Origin of the sequence: Pseudoxanthomonas fibrivorans (assembly GCF_041464125.1) — a bacterium.
GTDB lineage: Bacteria > Pseudomonadota > Gammaproteobacteria > Xanthomonadales > Xanthomonadaceae > Pseudoxanthomonas.
On sequence record NZ_JBGNUG010000001.1, the window covers coordinates 2,183,551 to 2,207,848 of the forward strand.

At 69.7% G+C, this 24,298-nt stretch carries 29 protein-coding genes; 5 read left to right on the forward strand and 24 right to left on the reverse strand.

Annotation, left to right across the window (positions count from 1 at the left end; translation table 11 throughout):
• Positions 1-209: 209 nt before the first annotated feature.
• Positions 210-1,490 carry an MFS transporter gene (locus ACA089_RS10070; protein ID WP_372016406.1) on the reverse strand — a complete coding sequence of 427 codons (1,281 nt, stop codon included), beginning with the start codon at positions 1,488-1,490 and terminating at the stop codon, positions 210-212.
• Positions 1,491-1,620: 130 nt separating this feature from the next.
• Here ACA089_RS10070 and ACA089_RS10075 point away from each other — a divergent pair, with 130 nt between their 5' ends.
• A complete protein-coding gene (locus ACA089_RS10075; protein WP_372016408.1) occupies positions 1,621-2,187 on the forward strand; it encodes a hypothetical protein in 567 nt (188 codons plus the stop codon).
• Positions 2,188-2,347: 160 nt separating this feature from the next.
• On the opposite strand, the gene ACA089_RS10080 is transcribed toward ACA089_RS10075, so the two are convergent.
• Both ACA089_RS10080 and ACA089_RS10085 read right to left on the reverse strand, forming a co-directional pair.
• On the reverse strand, positions 2,348-2,716 hold the full coding sequence (locus ACA089_RS10080; RefSeq protein WP_372016410.1) for a polyhydroxyalkanoate granule-associated phasin: 369 nt from the start codon (positions 2,714-2,716) through the stop codon (positions 2,348-2,350).
• 125 nt (positions 2,717-2,841) lie between these two features.
• Positions 2,842-3,129, reverse strand: a complete 288-nt coding sequence (locus tag ACA089_RS10085; RefSeq protein ID WP_372016412.1) for a hypothetical protein — start codon at positions 3,127-3,129, stop codon at positions 2,842-2,844.
• 202 nt (positions 3,130-3,331) lie between these two features.
• Here ACA089_RS10085 and ACA089_RS10090 point away from each other — a divergent pair, with 202 nt between their 5' ends.
• A complete protein-coding gene (locus ACA089_RS10090) occupies positions 3,332-3,940 on the forward strand; it encodes a DNA-3-methyladenine glycosylase (protein WP_372016414.1) in 609 nt (202 codons plus the stop codon).
• A gap of 189 nt (positions 3,941-4,129) precedes the next feature.
• On the opposite strand, the gene ACA089_RS10095 is transcribed toward ACA089_RS10090, so the two are convergent.
• Positions 4,130-4,573, reverse strand: coding sequence for a hypothetical protein (locus ACA089_RS10095; RefSeq protein ID WP_372016416.1), 444 nt, complete (start codon positions 4,571-4,573; stop codon positions 4,130-4,132).
• A gap of 118 nt (positions 4,574-4,691) precedes the next feature.
• Positions 4,692-5,243 (reverse strand): DUF2058 domain-containing protein, encoded by a 552-nt coding sequence (locus ACA089_RS10100; RefSeq protein WP_372016417.1) that lies wholly within the window; start codon positions 5,241-5,243, stop codon positions 4,692-4,694.
• A gap of 244 nt (positions 5,244-5,487) precedes the next feature.
• Here ACA089_RS10100 and ACA089_RS10105 point away from each other — a divergent pair, with 244 nt between their 5' ends.
• Positions 5,488-5,790, forward strand: coding sequence for a hypothetical protein (locus ACA089_RS10105; RefSeq protein WP_372016419.1), 303 nt, complete (start codon positions 5,488-5,490; stop codon positions 5,788-5,790).
• Between the two features lie 112 nt (positions 5,791-5,902).
• Here the strand turns inward: ACA089_RS10105 and ACA089_RS10110 are convergent, their stop codons facing one another.
• From ACA089_RS10110 to ACA089_RS10140, 7 genes are all read right to left on the reverse strand, one after another.
• Entirely contained in the window at positions 5,903-7,222 is a 1,320-nt protein-coding gene (locus ACA089_RS10110; RefSeq protein WP_372016421.1) for a glycoside hydrolase family 2 TIM barrel-domain containing protein, read from the reverse strand.
• 104 nt (positions 7,223-7,326) lie between these two features.
• Positions 7,327-7,956 (reverse strand): hypothetical protein, encoded by a 630-nt coding sequence (locus tag ACA089_RS10115; RefSeq protein ID WP_372016423.1) that lies wholly within the window; start codon positions 7,954-7,956, stop codon positions 7,327-7,329.
• A gap of 183 nt (positions 7,957-8,139) precedes the next feature.
• Entirely contained in the window at positions 8,140-8,856 is a 717-nt protein-coding gene (locus ACA089_RS10120) for a hypothetical protein (RefSeq protein WP_372016425.1), read from the reverse strand.
• 1 nt (position 8,857) lies between these two features.
• A complete protein-coding gene (locus tag ACA089_RS10125; protein ID WP_372016427.1) occupies positions 8,858-9,115 on the reverse strand; it encodes a hypothetical protein in 258 nt (85 codons plus the stop codon).
• Positions 9,116-9,188: 73 nt separating this feature from the next.
• A complete protein-coding gene (locus ACA089_RS10130; RefSeq protein WP_372016429.1) occupies positions 9,189-9,497 on the reverse strand; it encodes a hypothetical protein in 309 nt (102 codons plus the stop codon).
• Positions 9,498-9,648: 151 nt separating this feature from the next.
• Entirely contained in the window at positions 9,649-10,215 is a 567-nt protein-coding gene (locus tag ACA089_RS10135) for a hypothetical protein (protein ID WP_372016431.1), read from the reverse strand.
• Positions 10,216-10,345: 130 nt separating this feature from the next.
• On the reverse strand, positions 10,346-10,699 hold the full coding sequence (locus ACA089_RS10140) for an FKBP-type peptidyl-prolyl cis-trans isomerase (protein WP_372016433.1): 354 nt from the start codon (positions 10,697-10,699) through the stop codon (positions 10,346-10,348).
• Positions 10,700-11,343: 644 nt separating this feature from the next.
• Here ACA089_RS10140 and ACA089_RS10145 point away from each other — a divergent pair.
• On the forward strand, positions 11,344-12,927 hold the full coding sequence (locus ACA089_RS10145) for an arylsulfatase (protein ID WP_372016434.1): 1,584 nt from the start codon (positions 11,344-11,346) through the stop codon (positions 12,925-12,927).
• Positions 12,928-13,152: 225 nt separating this feature from the next.
• On the opposite strand, the gene ACA089_RS10150 is transcribed toward ACA089_RS10145, so the two are convergent.
• Positions 13,153-13,932, reverse strand: coding sequence for a DUF3011 domain-containing protein (locus ACA089_RS10150; protein WP_372016436.1), 780 nt, complete (start codon positions 13,930-13,932; stop codon positions 13,153-13,155).
• Positions 13,933-14,281: 349 nt separating this feature from the next.
• Between ACA089_RS10150 and ACA089_RS10155 the strand changes: the two genes are divergently transcribed.
• Positions 14,282-14,863 (forward strand): SCE4755 family polysaccharide monooxygenase-like protein, encoded by a 582-nt coding sequence (locus tag ACA089_RS10155; protein ID WP_372016437.1) that lies wholly within the window; start codon positions 14,282-14,284, stop codon positions 14,861-14,863.
• Positions 14,864-15,655: 792 nt separating this feature from the next.
• Here ACA089_RS10155 and ACA089_RS10160 read toward each other — a convergent pair.
• From ACA089_RS10160 to ACA089_RS10210, 11 genes are all read right to left on the reverse strand, one after another.
• Complete coding sequence (locus ACA089_RS10160) at positions 15,656-16,633, reverse strand: hypothetical protein (protein ID WP_372016439.1); 978 nt, start codon at positions 16,631-16,633, stop codon at positions 15,656-15,658.
• Positions 16,634-16,796: 163 nt separating this feature from the next.
• Positions 16,797-17,135 (reverse strand): hypothetical protein, encoded by a 339-nt coding sequence (locus tag ACA089_RS10165; protein ID WP_372016441.1) that lies wholly within the window; start codon positions 17,133-17,135, stop codon positions 16,797-16,799.
• A gap of 770 nt (positions 17,136-17,905) precedes the next feature.
• On the reverse strand, positions 17,906-18,049 hold the full coding sequence (locus ACA089_RS10170; RefSeq protein ID WP_372016443.1) for a hypothetical protein: 144 nt from the start codon (positions 18,047-18,049) through the stop codon (positions 17,906-17,908).
• Positions 18,050-18,166: 117 nt separating this feature from the next.
• Positions 18,167-18,397: a hypothetical protein gene (locus ACA089_RS10175; RefSeq protein ID WP_372016445.1), complete on the reverse strand. Its 231-nt coding sequence runs from the start codon at positions 18,395-18,397 to the stop codon at positions 18,167-18,169.
• Complete coding sequence (locus tag ACA089_RS10180; protein ID WP_372016447.1) at positions 18,394-18,804, reverse strand: VOC family protein; 411 nt, start codon at positions 18,802-18,804, stop codon at positions 18,394-18,396. Before ACA089_RS10180 ends, ACA089_RS10175 begins: the two co-directional genes overlap by 4 nt.
• Entirely contained in the window at positions 18,804-19,283 is a 480-nt protein-coding gene (locus tag ACA089_RS10185; protein WP_372016449.1) for a helix-turn-helix transcriptional regulator, read from the reverse strand. The genes ACA089_RS10180 and ACA089_RS10185 overlap by 1 nt, the downstream gene beginning before the upstream one ends.
• A gap of 112 nt (positions 19,284-19,395) precedes the next feature.
• Positions 19,396-20,106 carry an NYN domain-containing protein gene (locus ACA089_RS10190; RefSeq protein WP_372016451.1) on the reverse strand — a complete coding sequence of 237 codons (711 nt, stop codon included), beginning with the start codon at positions 20,104-20,106 and terminating at the stop codon, positions 19,396-19,398.
• Positions 20,107-20,155: 49 nt separating this feature from the next.
• Complete coding sequence (locus ACA089_RS10195) at positions 20,156-20,584, reverse strand: hypothetical protein (protein ID WP_372016452.1); 429 nt, start codon at positions 20,582-20,584, stop codon at positions 20,156-20,158.
• 53 nt (positions 20,585-20,637) lie between these two features.
• Entirely contained in the window at positions 20,638-21,579 is a 942-nt protein-coding gene (locus tag ACA089_RS10200; RefSeq protein ID WP_372016454.1) for a hypothetical protein, read from the reverse strand.
• Positions 21,580-21,788: 209 nt separating this feature from the next.
• Entirely contained in the window at positions 21,789-23,357 is a 1,569-nt protein-coding gene (locus ACA089_RS10205) for a TIGR04141 family sporadically distributed protein (RefSeq protein WP_372016456.1), read from the reverse strand.
• A 111-nt stretch (positions 23,358-23,468) separates the two neighbouring features.
• Positions 23,469-24,254: a TSCPD domain-containing protein gene (locus tag ACA089_RS10210; RefSeq protein WP_372016457.1), complete on the reverse strand. Its 786-nt coding sequence runs from the start codon at positions 24,252-24,254 to the stop codon at positions 23,469-23,471.
• Positions 24,255-24,298 lie beyond the last annotated feature (44 nt).

Genomic DNA, 24,298 nt, shown 5'->3' on the forward strand with positions numbered 1-24,298 from the left:
ACGCCGGGAATCGCGTGCGTGCCCGGCGCCGGCAGGGCCGGAGCGGATGCTGCCGCGACGTCTTCCGGTCCTGCCTTGCATGGACAGCGGGGCCTGCGTCCGGACCACGAACCGGCATGGTCCGGCGCCCCGGCGCGATCATGGTCCACTTCCGTGCGCCGCGCATCCCGTGGGCCGTCCTGCCGGATCGCCGGATCCGGCCGCGCGTCTCAGCCCGGCGCGGCGCGAACACCGGCGGCGCCCGGGATGCCGGCGTCGGCCTCGTCCTTGCCCGGGCTGTGCCCGGGACCGTGCCCGCCGGCGCGCGGGAAGCACAGGACGATGCCCGCCGCCGCCAGCCCCAGCATCAGCGAACCCAGGTACATCCAGGCGTAGCTGCCGTAGCGGTCGAACAGCCAGCCGCCGAGCAGCGGGCCGAGGGCCATGCCGATCCCCGACAGCAGGGTCATCGCGCCGATCACGCCGCCGAGGATCCGCGGCGGGAAGGCTTCCCGCGCCAGCGAGGCGTACAGCGGCATGGTGCCGCCGTAGGCGAGGCCGAACACCACGGCCACCGCGTAGAAGCCGCCGAGCCGGTCCACCGCCAGGTAGGCGGCGGCGGCCGCCGCCTGCACCGCCAGTCCCGCCACCAGCACCGGCCGGGCGCCGAAGCGGTCGCCGAGCACGCCGAACAGCAGGCGCCCGCCGAGCCCGGCCGCGCCTTCCATGCTGTAGATCGTCACCGCGGTGGTCACCGGCAGGCCGCAGCCGACCGCGTAGCTGACGGTGTGGAAGATCGGCCCGGAATGCGCCGCGCAGCAGGCGAAGAACGCCAGCGCCAGCACGATGAAGGGCCTGGAGCGCAGCGCCTGGCCCATGCCCATCGACGCGGCGGGGCCGGCACCGGAGGCGCTGCCGGCCGGGACCGGCGAGGCCCGCACGAACCACGCCGCCGGCAGGGTCAGGGCCCACGACAGCAGCGCCAGCACCAGCAGCGTTTCCCGCCAGCCCACCGTGGTCAGCAGCCAGGCCACCAGCGGCGACATCGTCAGCGGCGCCACCCCGACCCCGGCCGACACCAGCGCCACCGCCAGGTTGCGGCGCCGCTCGAACGCGGCCACGGTCGCGGCGATCACCGGGGCGAAGAAGCTGGCCACCGCCACGCCCAGCAGCCCGCCGAAGGCCAGCTGGAACTGCAGCAGCGTGGTCGCCCGGCTGGCCAGCAGCAACGCCAGCCCGAGCAGCACCGAGCCGGCCAGCACCACCGGCCGCGGCCCGGTCCGGTCGCTCAGCGCACCCCAGCCGAAGCCGGCCACGCCGCTGGCCAGGAACGCCAGGGTCATCGCCCCGGACAGGCCGGTGCGCGACCAGCCCGTGTCGCTGCCCATCGGCTGCAGCAGCACCGCCAGCGAGAACAGCACGCCGACGCCGACGCACCCCAGCAGCGCACCGGCGGCCACCAGCGGCCAGTTGCGGTCGGGCATCGCGGGGGCAGTGGCATGCGGCGTCATCGTCCGGCTCCGGTGGGTCTTCACCCTTGCGACGCGGCAGCATGGCCGGATTCGACACCGGAAGCCCGCCGGCGCCGATGCTATCCTCGCCGCACGCCGCGCAGCACGAGCGGCCACAGGGGGAATACCGATGCGCAACAAGACGATCCGGGCGGCGCTGGCCGTCCTGGCGATGGCCTGCGCGGTGCAGGCGCTGGCCGTGGAAGGCACCTTCGTGCTGGCAGACGGCAGCTACTCGATCACCGTCGAGGAAGAGAACGGCAACCTGGTCGTGGTCGAGCCGAACAAGCGTTCGGTCTACACGCCCGACGGCAGCGGCGCCTACACCTTCCACAACGCCAATACCGGTTCGGACTTCTACATGCGCGTGCTCGACGACAACACGCTCGAGGCCGGCCGCCTCCCGCAGACCGGCACGCCGTCGATCCTGAAGAAGGTCGATGTCGCCGGGGCGATGGCCGCGCTCGAGAGCAACGACCAGTACACCGCCATCGCCGAGCGCTACGCGTCGCTGGCCGAGACCGACCCGGACAACACCCAGGCCTGGAGCATGTGCGCGGCCGCCGCGTTCAAGCGCGCGATGTCCGACGAGGCCGACTTCGCCGCGTACGCGACCCAGACCGCGGCGGTGCTGCAGCAGATCCTGGTCGGCACCGCCAATCCCTGTCCGGACGCGATCCCGGCCCAGTACTGGTGACCGGACCGCGGCGCGGCGCCCGTGGCGGCGCCGCCGGCGCCGCCACGGGCGCACGCCGGGAGGGGGCGCTGGCGTTGCAGGCCGTGACCGCGCGGGACGGAGCGGCACGGGCGCGGCGGGATCGCCGTCGAACGGGACACGCCGCCTGCGCCTGTCGCGTTCAGCGGCGGGGCGACAGGCGCCGCGCGTTGGCCACCGCACGACGCCGCACCGGCGCGATGCCGCGCGCGGCCACCTGCTCCCAGGCCGCGTGCAAGCGGTCGGCCTGCCACGCGGCCGCAGGCATGCCCCCCAGCCATGACACCCACCATTGCTGCTGCACCCGCCAGCCCTCGACCCACATCGCCATCCATGCCTGGGCGAACGCGGCCTGTTTCTCCACCACCATGCCGGTGAACTCGCGGCGGTCGCGCGCGGACAGCCGCGGACCGGCGGCGGCCATGCGCGCGAGCCGGTGGGCGACGACCTGCGGCGCGGCGATGCCCAGCTCGAGCAGCTGCGTCGATGCGGTCCTGCGTTGCCTGGCCATGCATGTCTCCTCGTGGGTAGGGGGTCCAGCCCGGCGGCACGTGCCGACCGCCGCAAGCGGGCGGACACCGGATGGCCCGCGGCTGCCGCCGCGGCCCGATGATCCGCCTCCGTGCGCACGCACGATCAGCGCAGCGCAGGCCTCGATCCGCGCCGCGCTTCACCCTGGCGCCACCGCAGCCAGCCCAGCGCGCCCGGCATCATGCCCTTGAACTTCGGCCCGTCCGCCAACGGCGCCACCAGCAGCCGGGATGGATGACGGAGCCACTTCACTGCGTGGTACAGCTCGGATCGCGTCCGCGTGGACGCGACCAGGTACAGGCCGGGTGCCAGCTGCGCGAGATTCCGCTCGTCGAGGTCATCCAGCGCCGCGCCGGCATCGAGGTAGACCAGGTAGAGCGTGTCGCCATCCATGCGCGGACCCTCGCACCGGTGCGGACAATGCGGTGTGAACCCGCGCACGGGGCGCGCGCCCTGGACCGCGCGGTTCGACGGCGTCGTTACGGGCCGCCGGGCAGCATCGGCCGCATGACGCCCCGCGCCACCCGCCCGTCCGCCACCGCAACCGCAACCGCGTGCCTGCATCGAACCCGGACCGCTGCGCATGCGTGCCGTGATGGCTGACGCCTGGCAGCGCCTGCCGCGCGATTTCTACCGCCGCCACCCCACCGTGGTGGCGCCCGAGCTGCTGAACAAGCTGCTGGTGCGCGACGACGGCCGCGTGGCGCGCATCGTCGAGGTCGAGGCCTACGCCGGCAGCGAGGATCCGGCCGCGCACTCCTACCGCGGCAGGACGCCGCGCACGGCGACCATGTTCGGCGAGGCCGGGCACCTGTATGTCTACTTCACCTACGGCATGCACTGGGGCAGCAACGCGGTCTGCGGCGAGGTCGGCGAAGGCTTCGGCGTGCTGCTGCGCGCGGCCGAACCGCTGCAGGGCATGGAGGCGATGCGCCTGGCGCGGCCGCGCGCGCGCCGCGACCGCGACCTGGCCAGCGGGCCGGGCAAGCTGTCGCAGGCCTTCGGCATCACCGGCACGATGGACGGCGCCGACCTGGTCAGCGCCGACCGCGGCCTGTGCATCGCCTGCGACGGCACGCCGCCGCCGCGGCGCCCGGTCGCCGGGCCGCGCATCGGCATCAGCCGCGCGGTCGAGTTCCCGTGGCGCTGGCACGTGCCCGACCATCCGCACGTATCGGTGCGCCATCGCGGTCCTGCCGGCTGACCGCACCGACGCACGCCCGATCCATGCCGCCGCGCCGTCGGCGTCCCGGCATCGCACGACATGCGCCAGGATGCTCCGCATTGCGCACCGGCCCCGCTGCACGCCCGATTCCTTCGCCTCGCGCAGCGGGCGGGATGCCGGGCGCGCGCGGTGATCGCGCACGGCCGGCCATCGCAGGCCGGTGGACGATCAGCCGCCGGCCGGCGGCGCGGTGGATGCCGCGCCCTGCACCTTGCCCTGCTCGTCCGACAGGCACGACCACGGCGCCTGCATGCCCGGCACCTGCACGGTCACGCCGACGCCGGCCTGCGCCCACAGCACTTCGGTGATGGCGAGCTGCTCCTTCGGCACGGCGGTCTGCCGCGCGACCTCGGCCAGGCAGGCCTCGCGCGCGGCCGGATAGGAGGTGCCGGTATCCACCGCCGTGGGCGGCGGCGCGGCCGGGTCGCCCACCGGCGGGCTGGTCGCGGTCGTCACCGGCGCAGGCGCGGGCGCGGCGGCCGGATCCGTGGTGGCCGCCGCGGCCGCCTGCGGCGACGGGGTGGCGGTGGGCGTGTCGTACTTGCGGTCGCACGCGGCGACCAGCGCGACGGACAGGCAGGACGCAAGCAACAGCGGCGTGGCGCGGGCCATGGCGGACTCCGGCAGTGGGGACGCCATGCTGGCACCGCCTGCGTTCGGCGGCGGTGAACCACGGGAGTGCTGCGGGAGTGCTGCGGGCGCACGTCGAACGCGGCACCGCAGGGCACGCTCACCAGACCAGGTCGTCGGGCACCTTGAACTGGGCGTAGTACGCGTCGTCCTCGGACGTGGGTGCGGCCGCCTCGGCGCTGTCCTGCCCGTGGTCGAGCACGATCAGCGCCGGATCGCGCTCGCGCACCTTGTCGGCGGTCACGCGCGGCAGCAGTTCGAAGCGCTCGTCGAGGCGGGCGATGACCAGCGTCCCGGAGGACAGCTTGCGGCGCAGGTCGTCGTCCACCTGCAGCGTGCGGATCGCGCCATCGACGGTGAAGCGGTACTCGCCCTCGCCGGTGCGCGGCACCTTGCGGTCCTGGATGATCTGCCGCGCCTGCGCGCGCAGTTCGGCGGTGCGGGCCTGCGCCTTGCGCCCGGCTTCCAGCGCGCGGTCGCGCTCGGCCTTGTCGGCGCGCGCGCGTTCGGCATCGCGCTGGATCTCGCTGGACGCCGGCGCGCCCTTGCCATGGCGGGCCTTGACCTGTTCGCGCGCGACCTCGGCGACCTTGGACTTCTTGACCAGGCCGGCCTTGAGCAGTTGTTCCTGGAGCGGGTTGGGCTTGGCCATGGCGGGGTTTCGCGCGGGTTTATGGCGGTCATCATACGCCCGGCGGCCGGCCTCCCCGGTTCGCCCCGTGCTCGCCCGGCAGGTGCGGCAGGCCGCTGCGCACCTCGCGCACCGCCTGCGGGCCGCGGGCATGGGCGCCCACGACCGCCCCTCCGCGTGCCCACGATTGACGCACCGCCAGGGCCTTCCACACACTCGGGACAGCGGCCCGTCGGCGCCGCCCCATCACGCGCAAGGGGGAGTCGTGAGCGATCCGTACCAGGGCCCATCCATCGTCGCCGGCGCATCGAATCACGCCGCGCCTGCCGTTCCCTACCTGAAGAGCTGGCTGCTGTTCTTCCTGATCGCCACGGTGGGTGGCGGGCTCATCGGCATGGTGATGGGCGCCATCGGCGGCATCGTGATGGGATCGATGGGCATGCCGGTCGTCCAGATCGGCCTGGTCACCGGCGCGCTGGGATTCATCATCGGCATCCCGATCTCGTTCTTCTCGTTCCGGTGGTCCGTCGCCCGGTTCATCGTCGCGCCCCTGCAGCAGCGCACCTGACGCGGCCGGCGCCTGCCCGACCCGGCCGTTTGCCGGCCGGGGTCGCGTTTCGCCGGGAGGCGTCCTCCCGCCGGCCGGGCCAGGCAGCCCGGGCGCGTGCGCTTCCGACCGCCTACTTCGCCTGGCGCGGTGCCACGCGGAACGGGATGTTCGCGTACGCCGCATGTCCGTGGCCGTCGCGCACCTCCGCGAACAGCCGGTAGTGCCCGGGCCTGGCAGGCGCGGTGAAATGCAGGCGGCCATCGGCGTCGATGCGCGCCTGCAGGTCCACCTGCGCGGGCACCGCCTCGGGGTCGCCGCCGATGGAGGTGGCGGTGCTCTCCTCCAGCGCATACCAGCGCCACTGCAACCGGTCGCCTTCGGCATCGCGCGCGGGCGCCGTTGCCTGGTGCGCGCCGCCCGGCGCCAGCACCACGCTGTCGATGGCCAGGCGGCCATCGATGCGCGCCGGCTCGATCGACGGCACGCGGTTGGCCGGCCACCGGCCGGTCCACAGCTGCTGCATCGCGTCCACCGCCGGCGTGGATTCGCCGGTCGGCAGGAACAGGCCGTACCAGGTCGGCGTGCGCTCCTGCTTGTGGCCCCACAGGAACACGTACGAACCCAGGCCCTGGCACGTGTCCGCGGCGATCACCCCGCGGTAGCGCTGCTGGAACAGCGCCGCCTTGCGCGAGGCATCGTCCTCCACCGGCGCGCCCCACGCGGTGAGCGGGCTCTCCCAGTGCCCGGTCGGGCCCCACTCGGTGACGATGTACGGGCCGGTCCAGTCGGCGGCGCGCAGCTTGGCCGGCAGTTCGCCGAGGTCGCCGTACAGCTGCACGCCGATCAGGTCCAGCGACGGCGCGCGCGCCTTGATCCGGTCGATCAGCGTGCGGTCGAAGCCGGCCAGCGGCGTCATCACCGGATGGTGCGGATCCTCGGCGTGGATCATGTCGGCGATCTGCCCGACCGCGTCCCACACCTTCGGGTTGCGGTACTCCAGGTTCAGCTCGTTGCCGACCAGCCACATGAGCACCGCCGGATGGTCCTTGTACAGCCGCACTTCCTGGCGCAGGGCCGCCAGCTGCGCGGCGACCGCCTGCGGATCGTCGTAGTCGAAGCCGTGGCGCTCCTTGCCCACCGCCAGGCCCATCGCCACGGTCAGGCCGTTGCGCTGCGCGCGGTCGAGCATCGCCCGCACCTTCGCCACGTCGGTGCCGGTGCTCCAGGTGCGGAACGAGTTGCCGCCGCGCGCGGCCAGCTGTTCGAGGTCGCCGCTGGCCGAGCCGGCGCCGTGCACGTAGTAGGGCTGCCCGCCGCGGGTCATCCGGTAGCCGTCGCCGTCGCGCTCGATGCGCACCGGCACCGGGCCGTCGGCCGGGGCCTGGTGCACCGGCGCGGCGGACGCCAGGCCCGTCGCCAGGGCCAGCAGGCACGTCATCACTGCACGCATGTGTCCTCCGGGTGGAAAGCGAGCCCGGATGGTAACGGCGTGGCGCCGCCTTTCGTGGGCCGGGCGCGCGCCGGCCGGCCGCCGCGGCCGCGGCGGGACGCACCTCATTCGGCCGCCCGCACCGCCACGGCGTGTTCCAGCGCCTGCCACAGCCGGGCCGTCTCGGCGGCGTCGAGCCGGCCGTCGCCATCCTCGTCCACGTCGACCAGGCCCTGCGGATAGCGCGCGTCGGCGTTTTCCAGGTAGAACACGATCGCCTCGCCCATGCCGGCGGCATCGGCCACGCGCGCCAGGCGCGCGACATGCCAGTAGCGCGGCGGCCGCAGGCCCGCGGCGGCGAGCGCCGCCCGCGTGCGATCGGCCTCCAGGCCGGGCGCGCGCGCGGCCGCGGCGACGTCGTCGTACGCATAGGCGCCGGCGCGGTAGACGTGCGGACCGAGCCGGCGCGGCGGCACCGCCGGGAACACGAAGCGGAAACCGGAACCGGGCTGCACCTGCTCGAACTGCAGCACCAGCATGCGCCGGACCACGCCATCGGCCGCCTCGACGAACAGGTGCCGCTCCGCGTCGGTGCTGTCGGCGATCGGGAACCGCATCACCGGGAGCGCGCGCAGGCGGGCGTCGACCTCGAAGGTGGCACCGGGCACCACCGGCGTGGCGAGCCGGTGCGGCTGGGCGTGCAGCATCCCCGGCGCGCACAGGAACAGCAGCAGGAACAGGCGGAGGGGGTTCACGGCAAGGCCAGTGGATGATGCGTTCCCGGCAGGGTGCGCGGCGGGCGCGGCGGTACACGCGTGCCGGAAGTACCGCCACCGGGCCGCAGCCCGCGGAGCTTCGCCAGCGGCGCCGTGCGCGGCCTCGGCCGGTCCCTCGACGTGGCGTTCCGTCCCCCCCGCGCGCCGGCGCGCCACCGCGGCTCAGCAGCCCATCGGCGGCACGAAGGTCACGGTCGTGGCCTCGACCCAGCGGCCGTCGCGCTTCACCTCCACCCGCACCCGCACGGCGGAGATCGCCACGAACGGCGTCACCGGGGTCGTCGACATCCCGGTGGACGGCGCGCGCAGGCCCTGCAGCCAGCCGTCGGCCTGGGACGCGTCGCCCATCCGCGCGGCGTGGTCGCGCACGGCCTGTTCGAGTTCCCCGGCCGTGTACGCTGGAAAGCAGGCCTGCTGTTCCGGCGAGGGCGCCGGCAGGACGAACGACAGCGGCCCGCTGGATTCGGCCGGCACCCAGGCCGAGACGCAGTGCTTCCAGTCGGTGAGGTCCAGGTGCGGGCCTTCGGCGCCCAGGCCCAGGCTGGTCTCGTACTGCACGCGCACGCGCCAGGGTCCGGCGGACGCGGCCGGCTGCAGCTGCAGGGTGGCGCCATGGACCTCGTCGCCCAGCTCCAGCGGCACGTCCAGCGCGGCCGCCACCTCGCCTTCGCTCTGCCAGCCGGCGAAGGAACGTCCGCCTTCAAGCTGCGGGAGCACGCGCAGTCCGCGCAGTTCCGGTGCCTGCGCGAGCAGCGGGCCGGCCCACAGCCATCCGCACGCCAGCGCCGCCACCAGCAGGCGGGTCCGCGTTCCGGGTGCGCCGCCCGGCAGCCGCGCAAGCCACGGCAGGCGGGGCAGGAAGCGACGGGTACCCGCCACGTCAGTCCATCCAGCGCAGGACGAAGGACGCGATCACCAGGACCACGCCCACCGCCGACAGCCCGCGGGCCAGGCGCTGGCCGGGCCGGGCAGGACCGGGCAGCGCCACCGGCTCGCGCCAGGTGCCGTACGCCATCAGGCCGAAGCCGAGCGAGGCGAGCGCGCTCTGCAGCTTCTGCCCGTAGGCGATGAAGTCGATCGCGTGGACCACGCAGAACACCACCATCAGCACGAGCAGGACGCGGGAGAACGCTTTCATCGGTGCATGGCCCTTGTGAAAATTGGCAGATCGGAGGGCCGCGCCGGCGGCCGCTTGAACGGCATCGCCCGCGTCAGGCCGACGGGCGAAGCGCGTCAGGCCCGGCCGGCCTGCCAGGGCCCTTGCGGCGCCACCCCAGCCCGGTCGCCGTGGCCGCGAGGACAAGGGCGAGGATGCCGACGCCGCAGGACGCCAGGAGCAGCTTCGTGCCCATGCGGCAGTGGGGCTCCACGTGGTCCAGGGTCGTCGGCCCGCAATACCCGTCGCGCAGGGAGGCGGTCGCGATCGCCGAAAGAAACAGCCAGGCGGCCCCCGCCGCACTGGCGACGGCGCCGCAGGCCAGGGCCGGGACGGCCAGCGATGTCGTTGCCATGGGCTTCAATGCGTATCCCCGTGCGGCGGTTCGCCGGCGCGCACCCCGCGGCCGGCCCACGCAGGGTACCGCGTCGCCGCGCGGGTGGTTCGCCCGCCGCACGACGGCGGCCGCCGGCGCCGTTGGCGGACAGCGCCGGCGTCGCCCGGGCCCCGCGCCGCTATCGCGTGCGCCAGCCGTCGCCGGCGTCTTCCTCGCGGCCGGGCCGCGCGGCATGGGTCACCGTGCCCTCGTGGTAGACCTCGACCAGCCAGTCCGCGTCGGCGGCGTACACCCACATGTCCGAGCCGTGCCGCATCAGCGCCAGCCCGTGCGTGGACACGTCGGCCGCGGCCAGCGCCAGGCGCGGGCTGTCGGCGATGCCCCAGTCCACGATCACCGTCGACGCCGGCGCGACCGCCAGCGCGTGCAGTGCCGCATCCAGCAACGCCTTCAGCAGCGCGTCGCTGCCGCCCTGCACGGATACCGCATCCGGGACCCGGTCCCAGCGCACGCTGGCGAAACCGATCGGATAGCGCGCCAGCGGACCGGGGCGGACGCCGCGGTCCCACAGCGCCTCGTGGGCCACGCCGGCCCGCGCCAGTTCCGCGCCGAGGTACCGCTCGAAGCGCGCGACGTTGCCGGCATGGCGCTGCTGCGCCATCCGCTCGGCCTGTTGCGCATGCAGCTGCCCGCGCTTGGCGAGCAGTGCCTGGCGGCGGTCGGCGGGCGTGTCGCCGGAGTTCATCACATCCCTCCCCGGCCATGTGCCGCGCACGGGCCCGCCAGGCCCTGCGACGATGCGCCGCCGCGCACGTGGAGGAGCGATGGAAGCGGCGCGCCGCTGCCGTGCGTGGAGGCGTGCATCGGCAGCGGGCTCAGGTGCCCAGCAGCTCGACTTCGAACTTCAGCGTCGCGTTGGGCGGGATCACGCCGCCGGCGCCGCGGGCGCCGTAGCCGAGGGTGGGCGGGATCACCAGCACGCGGGTGCCGCCGACCTTCATGCCCTGCACGCCCTCGTCCCAGCCCTTGATCACCATGCCGGCGCCGAGCGGGAAGATGAAGGGCTCGTCGCGGTCCTTGCTCGAGTCGAACTTCGCGCCCTGCTGGCCGTCCTGGTAGAGCCAGCCGGTGTAGTGCACGGTGACGTTGTTGCCGCGAACGGCCTCCGCGCCGGTGCCGACGACGGTGTCCTCGAACTGCAGGCCGGATGCGGTGGTGGTGAATGCCATGGGGAATCCTTGTCGGTGCGTGGCGCGCCACGCGGGCCGCCTAGTCTAGTCGCTGGCCCTGCGCTCCGGCCTTGGCCGGCTCACCGTCATCGACCGCGTCGGCGCTCCGCCGCTCTCCGGTTGGACATGCGAAGGCTGTCCGCGCCGCTCGCGCATGCGGGAGGATGCACGGAACCGCGCCGTGCCTGTCGTGCCGCATCGACGGCGTGCGAAGCGGTGCACGTGCACGATGGGCGCTGCAGGCGCCGGCTCTAGGGCCACGCCCGCCTCCGCGGTGGAGATCGTTGTCCCGACACCGGGCAGGCCCACGCGACGCCACACGCCGGATACGCCGGGCCGGCGCCATGTCGCGCCTGCGGGGCTTCGCGCGCGGCGTCTGCAAGCCAAGCGAACAACGTCGCGTCCGCGTGCGCGGCGCGCGCGCTTGCCCGTTTCTTTCGGGACCTAGGCGCATTCAGATTCAACCGGAATTCCGGGCGGCGCACGTTGACCGTCCGGTAACAAACGCGTGACTAGGGTGGCGCCGGGGCTTCACGCCCCCTTCACCGGCTCGACGTCGCATCGGACGCGCAGTACGGCCTGGCTGGTCCCCTGTCTTCGACGCGCTGGCACTTCCTGCTGATCACGCTGACCAGGAGCTTCCCATGGCAACGAAGTCTGTGAAATCCGCCAGCAAGACCACCCCCGCGCCGAAGGCCGCGTCCGCCAAGGCCGCCCCCGCCCGATCCGGCACCCGGAAACCCAACGTCCTGGTGATGTGGGGCGACGACATCGGCCAGTCGAACCTGAGCTGCTACACCCGCGGCGTGATGGGCTACCGCACGCCCAACATCGACCGCATCGCCAGGGAGGGCATGCTCTTCACCGATGCCTACGCCGAGCAGAGCTGCACCGCCGGGCGCGCGTCGTTCATCACCGGCCAGTGCGGCCTGCGCACCGGCCTGACCAAGGTCGGCCTGCCCGGCGCGGAGCTGGGGCTGAAGGACGAGGACATCACCATCGCCGAGGCGCTCAAGCCGCTGGGCTACCGCACCGGCCAGTTCGGCAAGAACCACCTCGGCGACCGTGACGAACACCTGCCGACGATGCACGGGTTCGACGAGTTCTTCGGCAACCTCTACCACCTCAACGCCGAGGAGGAACCGGAGGAAGTCGACTACCCGAGCGAGCAGGACTACCCGCAGTTCCGCAAGAAGTACGGCCCGCGCGGCGTGCTGCACTGCTGGGCCGACGGCAAGGGCGGGCAGAAGATCGAGAACACCGGGCCGCTGACCCGCAAGCGGATGCAGGACTGCGACGAGGAGTTCCTGGCCGCGGCCAAGAAGTTCATCAAGGCCGCCCACGACGCCGGCGAACCGTTCTTCGTCTGGTTCAACACCACGCACATGCATGCCTGGACCCACGTGCACCCGGACTGGAAGGGCAGGTCCGGGCGCTGGCAGTCCGAGTACCACGACACGATGATGTACCACGACTGGTGCATCGGGCAGCTGCTGGACTACCTCGACGAGCTGGGCATCAGCGACGACACCTTCGTCCAGTACAGCACCGACAACGGCCCGCACATGAACACCTGGCCGGACGCGGGCATGACCCCGTTCCGCTCGGAGAAGAACACCAGCTGGGAAGGCGCCTACCGGGTGCCGTGCATGGTGCGCTACCCGGGCCGGATCGAAGCGGGCTCGGAATCCAACGCCATCGTCAGCCACCTGGACTGGTTCCCGACCATCCTGGCGCTGGCCGGCGACGCCGACATCGGCGCGCGGCTGAAGCAGGGCGCCACGGTCGGCGCGAAAAAGTTCAAGGTTCACCTGGACGGCCACAACCTGCTGCCGTACCTGACCGGCGAGGTGGACCAGTGCCCGCGCAAGGGCTTCATCTACTTCACCGACGAGGGCGACGTGGCCGCGCTGCGCTACGACAACTGGAAGATGCTGTTCCTGGAGCAGCGCGTGGAGAAGACCCTGAAGATCTGGCAGGAGCCGTTCGTGGTCCTGCGCACGCCCTACATCTTCAACCTGCGGCTGGACCCGTACGAGCGCGGCCAGCAGACCTCCAACACGTTCTACGACTGGATGTTCCGCCGCATCTTCCTGCTGGTGCCGGCGCAGGCCGGGGTGGCCGAGTTCCTGGGCACGTTCAAGGAATTCCCGCCGCGGCAGAAGGCGGCCAGCTTCAGCCTGGACCAGGTGCTGGCGAAGATGACCGAAGCCTCCTCCGGCACCTAGCGTCGCGGCGGCGGCGGGCGTGACCGGCGGGCCCGCTTCACGGCGGGCCTGTCGTTTCCGGCGGCGGGAGATGGCGGGATCGGCGGACCCGCCCGCGGATGCGCGCGGAACGCGATGCCTGCCGGGTGCGCGGCGGCGATCGCGCCGGCCATGCGCCGCAGGCGCGCGGCGCACGACCTCCGGTTGCGCGCGACGGAACGATTGGCCGGCGCCGGCCGGCGCGCCTCAGCGGGCGCGGATGCGGGTCAGCGAGGTCACGAAGCCGTCGTTGCGGACCATGCAGACGTAGCGGCCGTCGGGATAGTCGACGATCAGCTCGGCCGCGTCGCTGCCCACCGGCACCCGGGTGACCAGCCGGCCCGCCGCGCCGGCGCGCACGTTGCACGCGCCCAGCAGGTCGCCTTCGGCGGCGGCCACCGGCGCAGGCGCATCGCCGCCACGCGCCGATGCGTTGCGGAACGTGGCGCGGCAGCCATCGCTCACCCAGACCGAATTGCGCGCCAGGCCCCAGCTCTGGCCCTCGACGCAGGCGCCGTGGCTGAGCTGCCGCACCATCCGCACCTCGCCGCGCGTGTCCATCGCGCACTCGGCCTTCTGCTGGCCCTGCGACTCGCAGGTCACCTCGGTGGCGGTGGATGCGGCCGATGGATGCGACGTCGACGCAGGCGACGGTGCCGGGCCGACGCCCGCGGCGTCCGCGGCACCGGCGACCTGGCACACGCCGTTGGCCGTGCCAGGCCCGGTGTAGGACAGCTGCACGCCGTCGGCGGTGCGGCCGATGGACAGCGTCACCCCGCGCGTCGCGTCGCGCGCCTCGTAGGCGTCGTCGTTGAACCGCTGCAGCTGCGCCTGGCGGCCATCGACGTACACCGGCCCGCCGGCATCGGCATGCACCTCGATGCCGCCCGGGCACGTGGCGTTGAACTGCGGCAGCGCCGCGCGCGCGGGCGATGCGGCCAGGCCGACGCCCAGCAGGACGAGGGACGATGCAAAGATCCGGACCATGCGCATGCTCCACGTGGATGACAGGACGACCCTAGCAGCCGTGGACGCCGCCGGGATGAACCGCGCGGTCAACCGGCCTGGCGCCACCGTGTCGTCCGCCGGAAGCGGCAGCCGCTGCATCGGCGACGCCGGCCGCCGTGCTGCGCCGCCCGGTCGCGCCGCAAGCCGGAGGCGCGGTGGTCGCCGGGCATCGCATCCGGCACGATCCGGATCGACGCGGCCCGCGCCACGTACGCCACGGCATGGCCGGACCGTCGGGCCGACCAAGCCCGCGCATGCCGGATCGCCCCATTCCCCGCGGGTTTTCCGGCGTGTAATGTCCGGATCGCACCCATCCGAGGAGCCGTCGATGCCCCTGCGCCTTTCCGCCTGCCTGCTGCTCGCGCTCGGCCTGTGCGCGGGCAGCGCCCACGCCCACTTCGCCGTGGACATGGGCGACACCCACGTCTCCCGCCATGGCCCGGGCGAGATCAAGGACGCGCCCTGCGGGCGCCCGGACAGCGAGCGCGGCGAGACGGTGCACACCTACGCGCCGGGGCAGACGATCGACGTGTCGTGGATCGAGTACGTCGGCCATCCCGGCTACTACCGCATCGCCTTCGACCGCGACGGGCACGACGACTTCCGCAATCCGGCGAGCATCGCCCCCGCCGGCCGCACCTGCGCCGCCGGCGAACCGAACTGCGGCGACGGCGACTTCTACAACAACGACACCGTGCTGCTCGACGACTTCGGCCGGCACGACGACACCCCGAGCGGCAAGCGCTACTCGACCCGGGTCACCCTGCCGGACGTGGAGTGCGAGAACTGCACCCTGCAGATCATCCAGGTGATGACCGAAGCGGCCAAGGCGCCGTACGACCCGTCCGCCGAGGACGCCGACGACCTGTACTACCAGTGTGTCGACGTGAGGCTGCAGGCGACGCGCTGATCCCGGCCTTGCCGCCAGCGGAATCCGGCGCGGCACGCCGCGCCAGGCAATCGGCAACAGGTGGATGCGCGGGACGGCGCCAGGGCGAGCGACCTGCTTCTGCCCGGTCCCGTTCCCCGGGCGTAGCGCCGCAATGTCGTGGAACGTCGAAGCCCCCGCATGCCCGTGGAACCGTCCGCACGCCGGACTTATCCACAGAACCGGGCTTTTTGCCTCACGCGCCGAGCAAAAAGCTCCGACGTCGGACAAATTTTCACCATCGACGGAGCTCCGGACTCGGCGATCGGAGCTCAAAGCTCGGGCGTCGGACAAAATTTCACCATCGTCCGAATTCCGGACTCGGCGGTCGGAGCAAAAAGCTCCGACGTCGGACAAATTTTCATCGACGCCCGAGCTCTGGGCTCGGCGGTCGGAGCTGAAAGCTCCGACGTCGGACAAACATTCACCATCGCCCGAGCTCCGGGCTCGGCGCGCCGAGCTGAAAGCTCCGGCATCGGACAAATTTTCTTCGACGTCCGAGCTCCGGGCCCGGCGCGCCGGGCAGAAGGCGGCGGCGTCCGAGAACAGCTGCGGCAGTCCAGAGCGCCGCCGCGGACCATGGGCCGCGCCCTGGAGCGGCCGGGTCGGCACGGCATCCGGCCTGGCACAGGCGTCGGCCCCACCCCCGGCGCGGGAACCGGGCGCGAACCATCGCCACGAGGACGCCGGCGCACGCCATGGCGCGCTGCAGCGGGTCCCGTCGCCGCACCGCTGGCGGACCGTGGCGGGGCGTGTCGCCCCGCCACCGGCGGCTCAGCGCACCTGGTCCTTGAGCGCTTCGACGTTGGCGTCGAACTTGGCCAGGGTCGAGGCCTGGATGGCCTGCTGCCGGGCGACGTGGCCGTTGATCGCCTGGATGAACTCGTTGAACGCGACCATGTCCGCGTCGGCGTGGAACATCACCTGCCCGCCCTCGGCCTCCCATTCGCTGCGGCCCAGCAGCTCGACGATGTTGCGGAACTCCTGCACCGCGGCCCGCTCCAGGCGGAAACTTTCCTGGACATCGGGCTGGCCCCGCGCCACCGCGTCCTGCACGCCCGCCCACATCGCGGCCTTGTCGCGTTCCGACAGGTCCAGCGCATCGATCCTGCCCTTGAGCCGGCCCACCACGGCGGTGTATTCCACCTCCTGCGCGGTGATGGCCGCTTCGGCCTTGGCCAGCATCGCCAGGCTTTCCTGCATGCCCGCGTCCGCCTTGAGGCGGTCGGCATCGAGGATCCGCTCCCAGCCCATCGCCGACAGCGTGTTGAGGTAGGTGTTCCGGCTTTCCATCAGCTCGGCCAGCATCGTCCGGTGCAGGGCCTGCGCCTGCCCCATCACGCCACCGGCGGTGGGACCGGTGTCCGTCGGCACGGCCACCGGCACTGGCACGCCGTTGGCATCGGTCGAGGCCTTCGCGAAGTCGTGCAGGTCGGCCTGCATGGCCGACAGCGCCTGTTCGGCCTCGTCGCCGTGGCCCCGGGCCGCCACCAGCGCGCCCACGAAGAGCGACATCCACAGCGCGAACAGCGCCACCAGCGCCCGACGCGCGCCGCCCCGGCGCAGGAACACCAGGTAGAACACCGCGAAGACGAGCAGGCCGTGGACCAGCGACTGCCCCAGCAGGTACGACGGATCCAGGCTCGCGGTCCCGACCAGCGACCGGACCACCGCCAGGCCCGCGCAGGCCAGGACCAGGGCGACGATCCATCCGCTGCCCCGTTCGACCTTCTTGATGCCACCAGATGCCATGAACCTTCCCCTGTGTCGACGTTGATGTGGTGGGCGTGGTGCCCGGTGAATGATGCGGCGCCGGCGCGCGCCACCGGCGGGACGCGACTCCCCTCGCTCCCGCGGCGATGCACCGGCGATCGCGCTACTGCATTGTTTCCGCCTGCCTCCCTGCCCTGTGCCGTCACCCAGGAAGTGGACCTGACTCGCCTTCCTGGTCCGGATCCGGCACCTGTCCCGATTCACAGCTGCGCTGGTACGCCTCCACTTTCGCCCATATCGCTTCCGCCACGCGCACATGCGCGATCTCGTGGGCGACTCGCCACACCGTAAAGAACGCGAGCCCGAGGAAAGCGATACCCACGGCCGCATCCTCCGATGCCAGCATCCCGTACAGCCCGAAACCGATCATCGGCACCAGCGGCCCTGCGTAGAAGCCGACCAGGCTGCGCCGCCTGACCCGCGCCAGTGCGACGCGCGCGAGGTAGGACCGCTCCTCTTCGGTCAGTCCGAGTTTCGACATCACCCTTCCCCCTTGGCAATCGCAACATTCAACCCGCTCGACTTGATCCCGCAGCCGCACGGGTTCCCGCTCGCGGCCCGGCCGAAGCAGCTCGCTCGGTGCCTCATGACGCTCGTGCCCGCGTCGACCTTAAGAGAATTTCCACTCGGACTCCCATGTCCGATCGGCGGGAAGTGAACCTGACCCCGTTCTTACGGTCGGCGCATGATATGGCCCCGCAGCAGGAAATGAAGCGGCCCCGTTACCCGCCGCCCCAAGGTGGTGTGGAACCTGCCGGGCACGCGACAAGGTTCCACAGGAGCCTGTGGCGCGCGATTTATCCACAGAACCGGGCTTTTTGCCTCACACGCCGAGCTAAAAGCTCGGGCAGCCGAGTTCTGGACTCGGCGATCCGAGTTCGGAACTCGGCGGGTGGAGCCCGGAACCCGGCGCGCCGAGCCTGGAGCTCGGCTGATGGAGTGCGGAACTCGGCGGTCCGAGTTCGGAACTCGGTTGGTGGAGCCCGGAACTCGGGTGACGGAGCCCGGATCTCGACGGGCCGAGCTCGGAGCTCGGGTGATGGAGTCCGGCGCTCGGCGGGCCGGGCTCCGGAGCCCGCCCGCAACGGGGTCTGCAGCTCGTTCAGCGCCGCTGCCGCCGCTGAAGTGGACCACCTGCCGGAGGGATAGCGAAGCGACGGGCAGGACGCGATCCCGTTGCCACCCGCTCAAGCGGAGTGATCAGCGAAAGTGCACTCCGACCGGTGTTTGCCCTGGTTGTCCTCGTGGGCGTCAGAGGCCGCCCTGGCGCTTCTCGGCCTGGTCGCGCGCATCGGGATTGGACAGCTTTCCCGGCTCGGCGTCTTCGCGCTTGGGCGGCGGCGCCTTCTCCTGCTGCGACTTCTTCATGCTGTCGGGGGTCTGGGGGGTTCCCATCCTCGTGCTCCTGCGATGGACCGCAGGAGAGGCTGCGCCGGATGCAGTCATGCGCGCGTGTACGCCTCGACGCGCCGCGCGGACACGGCGGCGAAGGCCGTGTCGCGCGCACCCGGGCTACGCTTCCCCTTCGCGGGCGGACGATTCCGCCACGCGCCTGCCCCGGTACGGCAACGCGAACAGGTACAGGCCGCTGGGCACCAGCAGGGCCAGCGGCGGCAGCGGCGAGTAGGTGATCCACGGCGGCGTCGGCCCGAACGCCATCGCCACGAAGTTGGCGACCACCGCCAGCACGAACAGGATCGAGACCCAGCGGTGCACCTGCCGGATGGCGCGCGCGATGTTCATGCCGCACCCCGCGGCTGGATCATCTTCCAGCCGTTGCCGGACGGGTCGCGGAAACCCGCGTCCACCGTGCCGTAGCGGTCGATCGGCTCCTGGGTGAACTCCACCCCGGCCGCGCTCATGCGCGCGTAGGCGGCGCGGCAGTCGTCCACGGTCAGCACCAGCGGCGGCATCGCGCCCTTGGCCACCAGCGCCTGCGCCGCCTGCGCGGTGGCGGCATCGAGGACCGGCGGGCCGGGCAGGAACAGGCCGAGCTGGAACGACGGCTGCTGCGGATGCTGCACCGTCAACCAGCGGTAGCCGCCATTGCCCACGTCCGTGTGCACGCGGAAGCCGAGCTTGTCCACGTAGAACGACAGCGCCTCGTCCTGGTCCCGCACGTACAGCCCCACCACGCCCACGCCTTCCATCACGCCACCTCGTCGGATTTGATGGCCGATGTTGTACCGCCCACGCGCCGCCGGCGCTTCTCCGAAACTGCGGACTCGAGGTCCGGCCGCTGTGCGGCGCCCAGCACGCAGCCCGGCACCCGCCCGGGGGCCTGCACCGCCGCGCGCTCGTCCAGGCGCAGTTGTCCCGGGTGCGCCCCGGTGACCTCGCGGAACACCCGCCCGAACGTGCCCAGGCTGCTCCAGCCGGTGCGGAAGGCGATGTCGGACACCGGCAGCCCGGTCTCGCGCAGGAGCGCGCAGGCGCGCTCGATCCGGCGCGTCAGCAGGTAGCGGTGCGGCGGCAGCCCGAAGGCCTGCTTGAACGCGCGCGCGAAGTGCGCCGGCGACAACGCGCTCACCTCGGCCAGGCGGCGCACCGGCCAGTCCTCGTGCGACGCGGCATCCATGCGGTCCTTGGCCCGCAGCAGGCGGCGCAGTAGTTTGGGGTCCTGGGGCATGCGGTTGTCGGCGCATCCTGCCGAAGGGGGTCGGGCGCGAGCATACGGCACCGGCGGTTGCGCCTTGCGACCAGGGAACGTCCGCTCTGCACCCGTTTCGCGTGCTCGCTCTCTACGGCCCGCGTAGTCGCACATAAATGTGGACGTTCGCAGAACCGTCCCCCAGCGGAACTTCCTTGACCTCCAGATATCGCTGACCTTTGACGAGCTCTCCAAGTTTTTGGTAGCCGTAGTTGCGTGGATCGAAAGACGGATTGGTCTTGTTGACCTGGCTCCCGACCGCTGCCAAGGTCGCCCAACCACTTTCACGGGCTGCGGCGGAGATTGCGCTGGCCAGCATTGGCTGCAAGGGCTCTGGCGCATCGGGTCCCGGCGCAACCAGTGCAGGTGTCGGCCTCAGGATCTCCGTGAAAATGAACTTGTCGCAAGCAGCGACAAACGCTGCGGGAGTCTTCTTCTCGCCCAAGCCATACACCATCAGCCCGGCTTCGCGAATTCGCGTCGCCAAGCGGGTGTAATCACTGTCGGAAGAGACGATGCAGAACCCGGTGACGCCTCCGCCATGAAGAAGGTCCATCGCATCGATGATAAGTGCAGAGTCGGTCGCGTTCTTACCGGTCGTGTTTGCAAACTGCTGGATCGGCTGGATGGCCAAACTCTGCAGGACCTCTTTCCACCCGCGCAGATTGGGCGTGGTCCAGTCACCATACGCACGCTTGATCGTCGCGGTTCCGTACCGGGAGATCTCGGTCAAAAGCTCTGCAGCGATCGTCGCTTGCGCGTTGTCTGCATCGACCAGGACCGCAAGCTTGTCAGATGGCATCAGCTTGCCCTCAGGCGCATGACGTGAATCCTATGCGGATGCTGGCTGCTCACCTCAGCACCACCCAACAAACAATCGCTGCACCTGCAATTATCGCAGCCCGTAAAAACCAAACGGAATGTAAGTACTCGCGACCCTTGGCCTCCGCCGACCATGCCGCGATGAACGCAGGACTGAGTGATTCTCGGGCGGCCCCCAAACGCGCTTGCCGCACTTCAATTGATCTCTGAAGCTTGGACAGAACAATGACCCCAGCCGTAGCAACGGATAGCGCGAGGAACACGATAAGGGCGCGCTCTGGACGGGTGACGGAAGGGCCAATTAGCTGATCAACGCCGACCAAGCCAGCCAGCAACAGGAAGACGTAGTTAGTAAGCGACCATTGCTGAGTCTTGAAATACGTAAGGTCGCTGACCGTGATCTGGTACAGCAACATCATCTCCTCACGACTGGATAGTTGATGCGGCGATTCATTCATAAGAAACATAGCTCCAAATCAAGCCAGCTCCCGGCACGCCAAGTTTCAGTCACTCATCGTCCGGCTACGAAGTCACCTGCGGTCGCCGGCGCCTCCGGGCGCTGCAGCGTGAAAATGCAATCGAAGTACGGGGCGACGACTTCCCATTCCAGCTTCTGCACGCGGGCGCGCACCAGCAGACGCCCGACGTCGACCACGTTCCCCTCTTCCTGGAAGCCGCGCATGAATGCGGCACGCGAATCCGCATCGGCGTGCAGGCTGTGGTCCTGGCCGTTGTAGGAATGGAACTCGAGGACGTTGCCAGGCGCCGAGACGCTTGACCCAGCCAGGGTGCACTCGCGCATCCCGCTGGCCTCCTCCCGATGCACGTGACCACCAGCGAAGCTGTCCTGCACGGCGTGCAGCAGCGAACCGAAGGCGACGTCGTCAACATCTCGCCGCAGGCCACCACTGGCACCCAGCGTATAGAGATCCATCAGGCGCCACTCGGACCGGCCAAAGGCGGCCTGGATGGTCGGATTCCCGATGTCCTTGAGCCGGGTTTCCAGCGTGTATTCGCCTAGGGCTGCGCGCCAGGCGAACTCGAACCAGCCCATCAGATTGGCTTTGGTCTGCGAAGCAAGCTCGCCATCGGCAGCGGCCATCGCGTGCAGGTACTGCAGGTCGCCGAAGTGCGAGCGATACAGCATCGCGTCGCCCTGGCCGTACTGCTTGCCGGCGGCCGCACCTGCCTTCGCATCCAGGAACAGGTTGACCCAGCAACGCGGCTGGGTCTCGAACCGCACCGTCTCGCGCGTATTGCAGCTGGAACTCTTGGACTGGCCGGACAGCAACCGGAAGGGTGGATCGTCGTTCCAGCGGACACCCGCCAGCACGGTCGCGGGGGCGGTCGTGGCCTCGCTGCCGGCGCACGCATCACCGTTGCAGCCGTAGAGCCGGTTGGTGATCTCTTCGTGCACTGGCTCGGTAAACGCCTCCAGGGACCACTGCGCCATCAGGCGCTCGGCCGACGCCCAGGTCCCGGACGTGATGCCAGCCAGTCGGCGCTCGTCAGGCGTGGATTGAGTTGCGAGCTTGTGCGCCGAAGCGTCGCAAGCAACAAGAAGAAGGCAGAGAGATACCCAAGTCCGCATGATGACGCCCCTGTTCTCACACTTTCAGAAGTGAACCTGCCCCGCTCCTTCCACTCTGACCCCTGCTTCGCTTAGGTCACCATCAGATATGAGGGCTGAAATCGCATGCGGGCAAGAGCCGTAACGCACATCGAAAGCGAAAGGCGAGCAAAGAATGGCAACTTCGTCGGATGAGGTGACCTCAAGACTGCAAGAACAACTGAAGCGCCGCCGGTGTTTGCGCTCGCTTTGGCCCATACCGAGCGATGAGAAGCCGGCAACTTAGCCAAGACCTTGGCATTAAATCCGCCATCTTCACTGATCAGTCTGCAAGCCACCTGAGCCTGCTGGAAGAGATGACTGAGCGAAGCTGACCCACCACCCCAAGGCTTAACGCACACAAGCTCGCCAGAATCAGTGAGAAGGTCGCAAACCTCAATACGGCTCCTTCCCCCGCCGTGCTGAATGTTCTTCTTATCCAAAAGAACAATCTTTCCATTCGACGCCCCAGCTACCCGAGCGTTGTAGACACCCTCCGTTTCCGTAAGGGATTGTAGCGGAGGAAGCACGAGCTTCGATATTGTTAGCGCAGCAACTTTTGCATCAATCTCTGCAACAAAGCTCTGCTCAATCTGAAACCACCTACCCCCATGCGCGAGATAGGTTCGTTTCTTATAACTCACAGATCCATGCAGACACTGAAGTACAGACCACTTTTTCTTAAGATCTTTGCTTGCCTGCTGATACGCATAGACAGAGCTATTCCGCAGGGCATCCGCATCGATGATCTTGCCCTCTGAAATCGCAAATGCACGCCAGGCACTTGTCGACAGCTCGTAAGCGACTGGCGAATGACCACCCCTTTTCGTCTTATAGCTGAAGAGGTCGTAGTCGTCCCAAGAAAGAAGGTCGGGGATACATAAGCTTATATCGGCGCTGTTTGCGGCAACCAATGCAGCTAGTTGAAGCTCAAGCTGCCCAATCAATGAATCATCCCGAACTGGAACAACATTGTCGACCCACCGGAAATTCTTCTGATACGAAGTCTTCTTATGCAGCGCACCGCATCTGGTCAGATATCCGCCAATTGTCTCTTTCGATAAATCGATCGACCCTTTGAATGAATCAGAACCAGAGACTTGTAGACCAAAGTCCTCTGACTCCTTGACGCGCGCCTTGACTCCAGTCAGCAAATCTTTGTCCGTATCAATATCAAATCTGTAAATGTCATCCGCGTCCGGTATCTGCTCAATCGCCTGAATAAAGTCATCTGCGATACGGTCGCGCTTTATACTTTTTAGCTTGTTGCGCTCCGCAAGGTTGAGAACGCAACGGACGCCGAAGTTCGGCTCGACCATCGCACGATCGACCCGCTGCCAAGCATGACCGAAGGTCACGATGAAGTGGCTCTTTCCAAGGGGGATGATTACAACCCCTGACAGCGAACTTGTTTCAGGTTTCTTGCTCACACCTCCAACCGCTTGTGCGGCGAGAGCTGTGAACCAATCAGGCGTCCCTTTACTGAGGCCGTAATGGAGCTTTGCGGTCTGCCCGTCAGTGACGGGCAGATCCATCGACTTACTAAGACCCTTTGCGTTCACGGCCGCCTGAGCCTTGAGTCCCGGCTTGACCAGAAATACGTTCAGATACAAGCGATCCATGCCTCACCTCCATCGAAGGTTTGACTGCATTCTTGACCCGCCATGAAAAGCAAAATGGGCCAGATCCGTTTCTAGATCTGGCCCATTTTTTTCAGATTTATTCGCCTGGCCTCACCCGCACTTGCTATACCCACAATTCAAGCAAGTCGCGCACCCGTCCATGATCACCAGCGCCTTGGTGCTGCACTTGTGGCACATGGTGGCGCTGGGCGGGAAGCTGGTGCCGTCGCCGGTGACGGCGATGTCTTCGGTGCCGGCGCTCGCGGCGGCCGGCGCCGCGATCACGTCACTGTTTTTTTTTGAGCGCTCTTCGAACTGCTTGCGCTTCTCGGCGATCAGGGCCTTCTGGTGGGCGCTCATCTCCGGGTCGTGGATCAGGCCGATGGACTTCATGTGCTCCTCGACCACGGCGCCGATCTCGGCCACCAGCGAGGGCATGTACACGCCGCCGGCCTTGAAGTAGCCGCCGCGCGGGTCGAACACGGCCTTCATCTCCTCCACCAGGAAGGTGACGTCGCCGCCCTTGCGGAACACGGCCGACATGATGCGGGTCAGGCCGACGATCCACTGGAAGTGGTCCATCGACTTGGAGTTGATGAACACCTCGAACGGGCGGCGCAGCTCGTGCTCGGTGCCGGCGTTGAGGACGATGTCGTTGATGGTCACGTACATGGCGTGCTCGACCATCGGCGACTTGATCTTGTAGGTGCTGCCGATCAGCACTTCCGGGCGCTCGATGCGCTCGTGCATGTGGATGATGTTGTCCTTGGCCGCCTCGGCCTGGACGGTGGCGCGATCGACCGGCGCGGCGACCACCGGCGGCGCGGCTTCGCGCGCCTTCTCCTCGGCGGTGACGACGGCGTAACCCTTGATTTTCTTGTCGATCTTGACGGCCATCTTGCGTGTCCTGTTGTGCGTGCGTGGGAGCGGCGGAGACGCCG